The organism is Marinobacter daqiaonensis (genome assembly GCF_900115285.1).
In the GTDB taxonomy this organism is placed as follows: domain Bacteria; phylum Pseudomonadota; class Gammaproteobacteria; order Pseudomonadales; family Oleiphilaceae; genus Marinobacter; species Marinobacter daqiaonensis.
Genome location: NZ_FOYW01000001.1, coordinates 277,409 through 285,625, shown reverse-complemented (window position 1 = coordinate 285,625; position 8,217 = coordinate 277,409). Strand labels below are relative to the sequence as shown.

Sequence of the window (8,217 nt, the reverse complement as noted above, 5' to 3'; positions counted from 1 at the left end):
GCCCTCCTCGCTGGCAGGCCAGCTCCTACAGGGTTCGGCGTTTCAGACAAAAGAAAACCCGGTACTGGACCGGGCTTTCTTTCTATTACAGTGATTCAGAATCGCCTCAGAGGCGCTCCCACACCGTTGCTATGCCCTGGCCGAGGCCGATACACATGGTGGAGACACCGAGATTGCCACCCCGGGCCTGCATGATGTTCAGCAGGGTGGTGGAAATACGGGCACCGGAACAACCCAGGGGGTGACCCAGTGCGATCGCTCCGCCGTTCAGGTTGACCTTCTCATCCATTACATCCAGCAGCTTGAGATCCTTCAGCACCGGCAGGGACTGCCCGGCAAAGGCCTCGTTGAGCTCCCAGAAATCAATGTCGTCGATGGTCAGCCCGGCCCGCTTCAGGGCCTTCCTGGTGGCCGGAACCGGACCGTAGCCCATGATGGCCGGATCCACGCCGGCAACCGCCATACCGCGGATTCTGGCAATCGGAGTCAGGCCCAGGTCCTGCGCCTTCTCGGCGGACATCAGCAGCATGGCAGCCGCGCCATCGGTCAGCTGTGACGAGGTTCCGGCTGTGACGGTGCCATTCTTCGGGTCGAAGGCCGGCTTCAGCTGGCCCAGTGACTCCGCGGTGGTTTCCGGACGAATGGTTTCATCGTCCTCGATCAGCTTCACGAAGCCGTTCTCGTCATGACCCTCGATGGGCACGATTTCGTTCTTGAAGCGGCCTTCCACGGTCGCTTCGTGGGCCTGGCGATGGGAGCGTGCGCCAAACTCATCCTGCTGCTCCCGGCTGATGCCATGCATCTTGGCCAGCATTTCCGCGGTCAGACCCATCATATTGGATGCCTTGGCGGAATACTTGGACGATGCCGGATTGTGGTCGAACCCCTCGGTCATGGGGACATGCCCCATGTGCTCGACACCACCGATCATGAATACATCACCGTTGCCGGTCATGATGGCCTGGGCCGCAGTATGGATCGCGCTCATGGACGAGCCGCAGAGGCGGTTGACAGTCTGGGCACCGGTTTCATGGGGCAGACGGGTGAGCAGGGAGATGTGGCGCGCCACGTTGAAACCCTGCTCCTTGGTCTGGTTCACACAGCCCCAGATCACGTCCTCCACGTCCTTGGGGTTCAGTTTCGGGTTGCGGTCCAGCAATGCTTCAATCAGTGCCGCCGACAGGTTCTCGGCGCGAACATTGCGGAAGCAGCCGTTCTTGGCGCGACCCATCGGAGTCCGCACGCAATCCACTACCACAACGTCTCTCGGATTAAGGCTCATAGATCTTTCTCCGTTCGGAATAGGGTTCAACCGAAGAACTTTTCGCCGTTCTTGGCCATGTCACGCAGCTTCTCGGTCGGGTGGTACAGCGGACCCAGATCTGCATACTTGTCTGCCAGCTCGACGAATCTGTCGACGCCCATGTCATCGATGTAGCGCAAGGCGCCACCGCGGAACGGAGGGAAGCCGATGCCGTAGATCAGGCCCATATCCGCATCCGCCGGTTCTTCGACAATGCCATCCTCCAGGCAGCGAACGGTTTCCATGCACAGCGGGATCATCATCCGGGCGATGATGTCCTCGTCGGAAAGGTCTTTTCTTTCCTTGACCACAGGCTCAAGCAGTTTGTAGGTTTCCTCATCTACCACCTTCTTCTGCTTGCCTTTTCTGTCTTCCTCGTAGGCGTAGAAGCCCTTGCCATTCTTCTGGCCGTAACGCTTGTGCTCGTACATCACGTCGATGGCGGATTCCCAGTCGGTCTTCATCCGGTCCGGGAAGCCTTCGGCCATTACTTCGTTGGCATGCTTGCCCGTATCCATGCCGACAACGTCCAGCAGATAGGCCGGACCCATGGGCCAGCCAAAATTTTCCATGACCTTGTCCACCCGCTGGAAATCAGCACCGTCGCGGACCAGGCCGGCAAAGCCGCCGAAGTACGGGAACAGGACCCGATTCACCAGGAAGCCGGGGCAGTTGTTGACCACGATCGGCGTCTTGCCCATGGCCTTGGCGTAGGCCACGGTGGTGGCAATAGCCCGGTCGCTGGTTTTCTCACCGCGGATAACCTCAACCAGTGGCATCATGTGTACCGGATTGAAGAAATGCATGCCGCAGAAATTCTCCGGCCGCTTCAGGTTCTTGGCGAGGGTATCGATGGAAATGGTCGAGGTGTTGGAAGTAATGATGGTATCTTCGGAAACCTGGTCTTCCACTTCCCGCAGCACCGAGTCCTTGACCTTCACGTTCTCGACCACCGCTTCGACAACAATGTTGACGTTGCTGAAGTCGCCATAGGTCAGGGTCGGACGGATGTTGTTGAGGGCGTCAGCCATCTGCTCGGGCTTCATCTTGCCCTTGGCGACCCGCTTGCTGAGCAGCTTCTTGGCTTCTTTCAGACCCAGACCGATGCCGTCCTCGTTGATGTCCTTCATCAGGATGGGGGTGCCCTTGTAGGCGGACTGGAAAGCAATACCGCCCCCCATGATGCCGGCACCCAGAACCGCCGCCTGTTTGACGTCAGCCGCTTCCTTTTCCCACTTCTTGGCCTTGGTCTTGAGCTTCTGGTCGTTCAGGAACAGGCCAACCAGACAGGCCGCCACGTTGGTCTTGGCCATCTTGGCGAAACCCTTGGCCTCCACTTCGATCGCTTTGTCGCGGGTGAGACTGGCGTGCTTCTGCATCACCTTGATAGCCTCAACCGGCGCCGGGTAGTTCTTGCCGGCCTGACCGGCCACGAAACCCTTGGAGGTTTCAAAGGCCATCATGCTTTCCATATTGTTCAGCTTGATCCTGCCTTTCTTTTCCTCGCGACGGGCCTGGTAGTCCAGCTTGCCACTGTTGCACTGATCGATGATGGCCCGTGCCGCGTCCATCAGCTTACCCGCCTCGACGACGGCATCAACGGCACCCACTTTCAGGGCCTTGTCGGCACGGTTTTCCGAGCCCATGCAGATCCATTCGATGGCGTAATCGACACCGACCAGACGGGACAGGCGAACGGTGCCGCCAAAACCCGGGAAGATGCCCAGCTTGACTTCCGGTAGCCCGACTTTCGCCTTGCTGTCCATTACCCGGTAGTCGGTGGCCAACCCCATCTCGAAGCCGCCGCCCAGCGCCATTCCATTAATGCACGTAACGGTGGGAAAAGGCAGATCCTCGATGTCATTGAACACTGCATTGGCGGTGAGGTTGTTGTTGATCAGCTCGTCCTCGGGGCCGGCAAAGAGGTCAGTGAACTCGCCAATGTCGGCACCAACAATAAAGCTGTCCTTGCCACTGGTTACCACCAGACCCTTCAGGTTGCCCTGCGCCTTCAACTTGTCGGTTGCGGCACGCAGTTCCTCAATGGTGAGGCGGTTGAACTTGTTGACTGACTCGCCCTGCAAGTCAAAGTTCAGCTGTGCGATTCCGCCTTCGATCTCTTTAACCGTGATGGCTTTACCTTCGTAAATCATCAACTGATCTCCAGTCTGTGTTAATGGCTGCGACCTGCTCCGACAGGGTCGGTATCGGTGCGACAGCGGATTTTCGGTCACTGCCCGAGAGCTCGGATCTAAAATTCATACAGTCGTTTGAATCCGGGAGGGCACACCATGAGAAAAAAAGGCGATTTTGTCAATGCATTTGTGATTGCCAACACCGACAATTACCGAGGAGGCGGCTTTAAGAACACCCCCTAAGCCGTCGCCATAACTGCAAAATTTCGTGAAATGCGGGAACAGTGTCGCAATCTGTAACAAACCGCTTGATCGGCCCTAACGCTTAATTTAGCTTTGTGATGAGGATCCCGTCCGATCGAATAATAAAGCGCCTGACCACGGAGTAACACCCGATGAACAACATTCGCCTCCACGTCCATTCCATGCTGGCTGCAGTGGTTCTGCTGCTGGCCGGGGCCCTACCGGCATCCGCAGCCGATGAGGGGGCCCTGTTCCTTGAGCAGCTGCACGAATTCCGCCTGAACAACTTCATGGCCCTGAGCACCTACTACCGCTATAGCGCCACCGACGACCCCACGGCCGAAGGGGTCATCAAGCAGCACATGGGTGAAGCGACGACCAACCTTCAGGCGGTGGCGGAAAGCGGTGCCAACGTACTTACCCCCGACCAGATCAAGACCCTGAGATCAGAATTCGCCACCTTCAGCGAACTCATGGCCCAGAACGTCAGCGACGTCACTGAAATCGGCTACCCTGATCTGAGACTGGTTGGTGAGATGGCAAACCAGGCGGTCAAGATGAGCAACGTCGCCGAGGAACTCTACACCCAGGCCCGCGAAAGTTCCCAGACGCCCATCAAGCCCCAGGTGGAAACCGCCCGTTCCGCTTCCATTCTCATGGCCCAGATGCTGTCCCGTTACGCGGCCAGGTCCTACAGCCCGGTGACACAGACGTTCCAGGGCGCCGCAGGCCTGGTTCCACTGGATGAGCAGGCCCGTCAACTTGATGCGCTGATCAGTGAATTTGTCAATTCAGCCGGCCAGGGCCCGTTGAGTGAGACCGTATCGGAAATCGAATCCAAGTGGCGCTTCATCCGCGAATCCTACATCAATTACACCGAGAAGAATGTGGTTTTCGTGATTGAACGGTATTCCCGCTCCATCCTTCAGGAACTCGATACTGCCATGTCAGTGCTCCGCTCCGCCTGATTACTGCCAGGCGACCACCTGACAACGGGTCACCTCATGGTGGCCCGTTTTCGTTTTATTGACCGCCATCAGTTTACACTTGGCAAAAATCCCCTAAAGTATTAACTATACTCTGAAAACCCGGAGCCTTTCCCGTCGCTACCAGGCCGGCAGGATGGCTCCGAGTTCTTTGATCACTCCAGGGGCAACCGGCCCCGGAGCCGGACGTTCACGCCCACCCTTCGGACATGGAGATGTGCAGATATGTCAGCGTACAGCAAAATTCTGGTCGCGATTGACCTGACGGAAGAAGCTCCGCAGGTTCTGAAAAAAGCCCTCGCCCTCAGCGAGCAGCACGGCGCCAAGCTGATACTGGCCCACGTTGTCGAGCCTGTGGGATATGCCTATGGCGGCGATATCCCGATGGACCTGAGCGAACTCCAGGACCAGCTGGATAAGGCTGCCCGGGAGCAGCTTGGCAAATATGGAAAGGAATACGGTATCAGCGAGGATGATCAGATCGTCACGGTTGGTCGGCCGGAGTCGGAGATCCACCAGCTTAGCGAAGATTACGGGGTGGATCTGGTGGTCGTCGGCAGTCACGGTCGCAAGGGCTTCCAGCTGCTGCTCGGCTCGACCGCCAATGGTGTGCTGCATGGTGCCAAGTGCGATGTGCTGGCCGTGCGTATACACTGACCCGGGGATAGCGTCCCGTTTGGTTGGTTGGTTCGCTGATCTACTGAGCCACTGAGAGCCAGGGTGCTCCGTTGCCATTCAGGCTTCCGGAGCACCGGTTCCCCCCTATTCGCCGGACCGCATTTCCTCCAGCTCCACCCAGCGACTCATCACCTCCTCAAGCTTTGTCTCCGCGACGGCCAGTTCTTCCAGCTTGGCATTGACCTTATCGGTGTCCTGTTGGTAGAAGTCCGGTCCTGACACTTCCCCGTTCAGGGCCTCAATCCGGTTTTCCAGCTCTTCAATCAACCCTGGCAGCTGCTCCAGCTCACGTTTCAGCTTGTAACTCAGTTTGACCGGCCTGGCGGGCGCTGCCGCGGACGGGGTCTCGGAGGCGGGCGCAGACCGAGTTGCGGAACTGCCACCGGATGCCGGGGTCACCGATTTCTTCCCCGCCCCCCCAGTTGCCTGCTCGGTGGGAAAGCGTCCGCCCTGGCGCCGCCAGTCCGTGTAACCGCCCACGTATTCCCGCACGGCGCCCGATCCATCCAGGAAGAGAGTATCCGTGGCGATGTTGTCCAGAAATTCCCGGTCGTGACTGATCACAATGACCGTGCCGGCAAAATCCACAAGCCGGGCCTCGAGCAATTCCAGGGTTTCCACATCCAGGTCATTGGTGGGTTCATCGAGTACCAGGATGTTGGCCGGTTTGCTGAAAAGTTTGGCCAGCAACAGACGCGCCCTTTCGCCGCCGGAGAACACCCGTACCGGGGAGCGGGCCCGCTCCGGAGAAAACAGGAACTCCTGGAGGTACCCCAGAACGTGTTTCTGCTGGCCGTTGATCTCAATGAACTCGCGGCCTTCGGAAAGATTGTCCAGGGCGTTGCGCTCAAGATCCAGCTCGCCACGTAGCTGGTCGAAGTACGCCACCTGCCGGTTGGTACCCAGGCGGATACGACCCTCTGTTGGTTCGAGATCTCCCAGCAGCAGCCGCACAAGCGTTGTCTTGCCCGTGCCGTTCTCGCCCACCAGGCCGATCTTGTCACCCCGCAGAACGGTGATATTCAGGTCGCGGATGATCTCCCGGCCATCCGGGTAACGGAAGCCAGCATCCTTGGCATCCACCACCAGCTTGCCGGAGCGCGATGCGTCTTCCACCGAAAAGCTCGCGGTTCCGACACGCTCACGGCGCTGCTGACGTTCTTCCCGCATGGCCCTGAGCGCCCTCACCCGGCCCATGTTCCGGGTACGACGCGCCTTGATGCCCTGCCGGATCCAGGCCTCCTCCTGTTTCAGGCGCTTGTCGAACAGCGCATTCTGACGCTCTTCCTCCTCCAGCGCTTTTTCCTTGAGTTCAAGGTACTTATCGTAACTGGCCGCGAAACTGACAAGGTGTCCTCGATCCAGCTCGACAATCCGGGTCGCCATACGACGGATAAACGCCCGGTCGTGGGAGACAAATACAATGGCTCCGCGGAATTGCGACAGAGCCTCTTCCAGCCAGGCGATGGCGGGCACGTCCAGATGGTTGGTGGGTTCGTCCAGCAGCAGGATATCCGGCTCCACCACCAGGGCGCTGGCCAACAGAACCCGTCTCTGCCAGCCACCGGAGAGGGTGTTCAGGGTCTGGTCCGGGTCGATGCGGTATTGCTCAAGAATGGTGTTCACCTTCTGGTCAAGGCGCCAGCCATCAAGTTCCTCGAGCCGTTCCTGAACTTTCATCATGCGATCCAGGCTCGCCTCATCCACCTGCTGGGACAGGTGGTGGAACTCGCTCAGCAATTCGCCGGTTTCGGGGAAAGCGCCAGCCACCACCTCGTAGGCCGTGCGGGTGTCATTGGAGGGCAGGTTCTGAGGCAACACCGCAAGCCTTGCGCCCGCGTCCAGCCGCACTGAACCGGCGTCCGGCGTCACTTCGCCGCTGATGATCTTCAGCAGGGTCGACTTGCCCTCGCCATTCCGGCCGAGAAGGCAAACGCGCTCGCCGGAGTCGATGGTGAGGGAGGCCCCATCCAGCAGCGGCTGCATGCCATAAGCGAGCGAAATATCTTCCAGGTTGAGCAATGGCATTAAAGGTCTGACTCCTTGGTGTCAAGAACAGTGATGGGGTCGCCCACGGAAATTGCGCCGCTTCCCCGATAAACCGCATTTACGCCGAACAGCACGCCATCCGGCGATGTCCGGAACGCAGCCAGGGTCTTCAGGGGCTCGCCGTCGCGGGCCCTGGCCCCGGTGTCCGGATCGACAGTGGTCATGTTACAGCGGCTGCAGGGCTTGACCAGATCCAGGGTCACGCCAGCGATGGAAAGCTGCCGCCAGTGGTCCTCGGCCCAGGCATCAGCCCCCTCGACGACGATATTGGGCCGGAAGCGGCGAATATCGGCGGGCCTGGGCAGCCGCCGGTTCAGATCCGCCAGGGAGGCCATATTGGTAACCAGAAACGGAAATCCATCAGCGAAACTCACGGGATGGCGGTCTCCAAGCCCGTCGTGACATGCCAGCCGGGTCGTATCCTCCGGCATGTACACAAACTCCACCTCTAACCCCAGAAAGCGCGATAATGCCTCCCCTGCCCCTGGTTCTGCCTGTCGTGCTTCCACTGCGTCCTTCCAGACCGTCACACTGCGGGTCATGGCGTCCTCCACGAGGGGAAAGCGGCCTTCCCCCGGCACCGTAATCCAGACACCATCCCCGCCAAGACTACAGCTGACCCGGGCCAGGGTCGGGTGTTTGCGCTGGGTAACAAACCGTCCATCGGCACCGACAATCATCCAGCGGCGGTCGCCGGCCGGTCCAAAGCGGTCGAGACAGAGGGAATCCGTGGCAACCCCCGGCAGGGACTTCACCGGATAGTAATAAAGAGCCGCTATTTTCATGGGGACACCGAGGTATGGGCAAAGCATTCAACAGGACG

6 protein-coding genes are annotated in these 8,217 nt (G+C 59.2%); 2 read left to right on the top strand and 4 right to left on the bottom strand.

Annotated elements, in window-relative coordinates; all coding sequences use genetic code 11:
• Nucleotides 1-106: 106 nt before the first annotated feature.
• Both fadA and fadB read right to left on the bottom strand, forming a co-directional pair.
• Nucleotides 107-1,282, bottom strand: coding sequence for an acetyl-CoA C-acyltransferase FadA (gene fadA / locus BM346_RS01280; RefSeq protein WP_092008502.1), 1,176 nt, complete (start codon nt 1,280-1,282; stop codon nt 107-109).
• A gap of 26 nt (nt 1,283-1,308) precedes the next feature.
• Nucleotides 1,309-3,456 carry a fatty acid oxidation complex subunit alpha FadB gene (fadB, locus tag BM346_RS01275; RefSeq protein ID WP_092008501.1) on the bottom strand — a complete coding sequence of 716 codons (2,148 nt, stop codon included), beginning with the start codon at nt 3,454-3,456 and terminating at the stop codon, nt 1,309-1,311.
• A gap of 377 nt (nt 3,457-3,833) precedes the next feature.
• Between fadB and BM346_RS01270 the strand changes: the two genes are divergently transcribed.
• Both BM346_RS01270 and BM346_RS01265 read left to right on the top strand, forming a co-directional pair.
• Nucleotides 3,834-4,649, top strand: coding sequence for a hypothetical protein (locus BM346_RS01270; protein WP_092008500.1), 816 nt, complete (start codon nt 3,834-3,836; stop codon nt 4,647-4,649).
• Nucleotides 4,650-4,892: 243 nt separating this feature from the next.
• A complete protein-coding gene (locus BM346_RS01265; protein ID WP_092008499.1) occupies nt 4,893-5,324 on the top strand; it encodes a universal stress protein in 432 nt (143 codons plus the stop codon).
• Nucleotides 5,325-5,429: 105 nt separating this feature from the next.
• Here the strand turns inward: BM346_RS01265 and abc-f are convergent, their stop codons facing one another.
• Both abc-f and BM346_RS01255 read right to left on the bottom strand, forming a co-directional pair.
• Nucleotides 5,430-7,373, bottom strand: coding sequence for a ribosomal protection-like ABC-F family protein (abc-f, locus tag BM346_RS01260; RefSeq protein ID WP_092008498.1), 1,944 nt, complete (start codon nt 7,371-7,373; stop codon nt 5,430-5,432).
• A complete protein-coding gene (locus BM346_RS01255; RefSeq protein ID WP_092008497.1) occupies nt 7,373-8,179 on the bottom strand; it encodes an MOSC domain-containing protein in 807 nt (268 codons plus the stop codon). The genes abc-f and BM346_RS01255 overlap by 1 nt, the downstream gene beginning before the upstream one ends.
• Between the last annotated feature and the right edge of the window lie 38 nt (nt 8,180-8,217).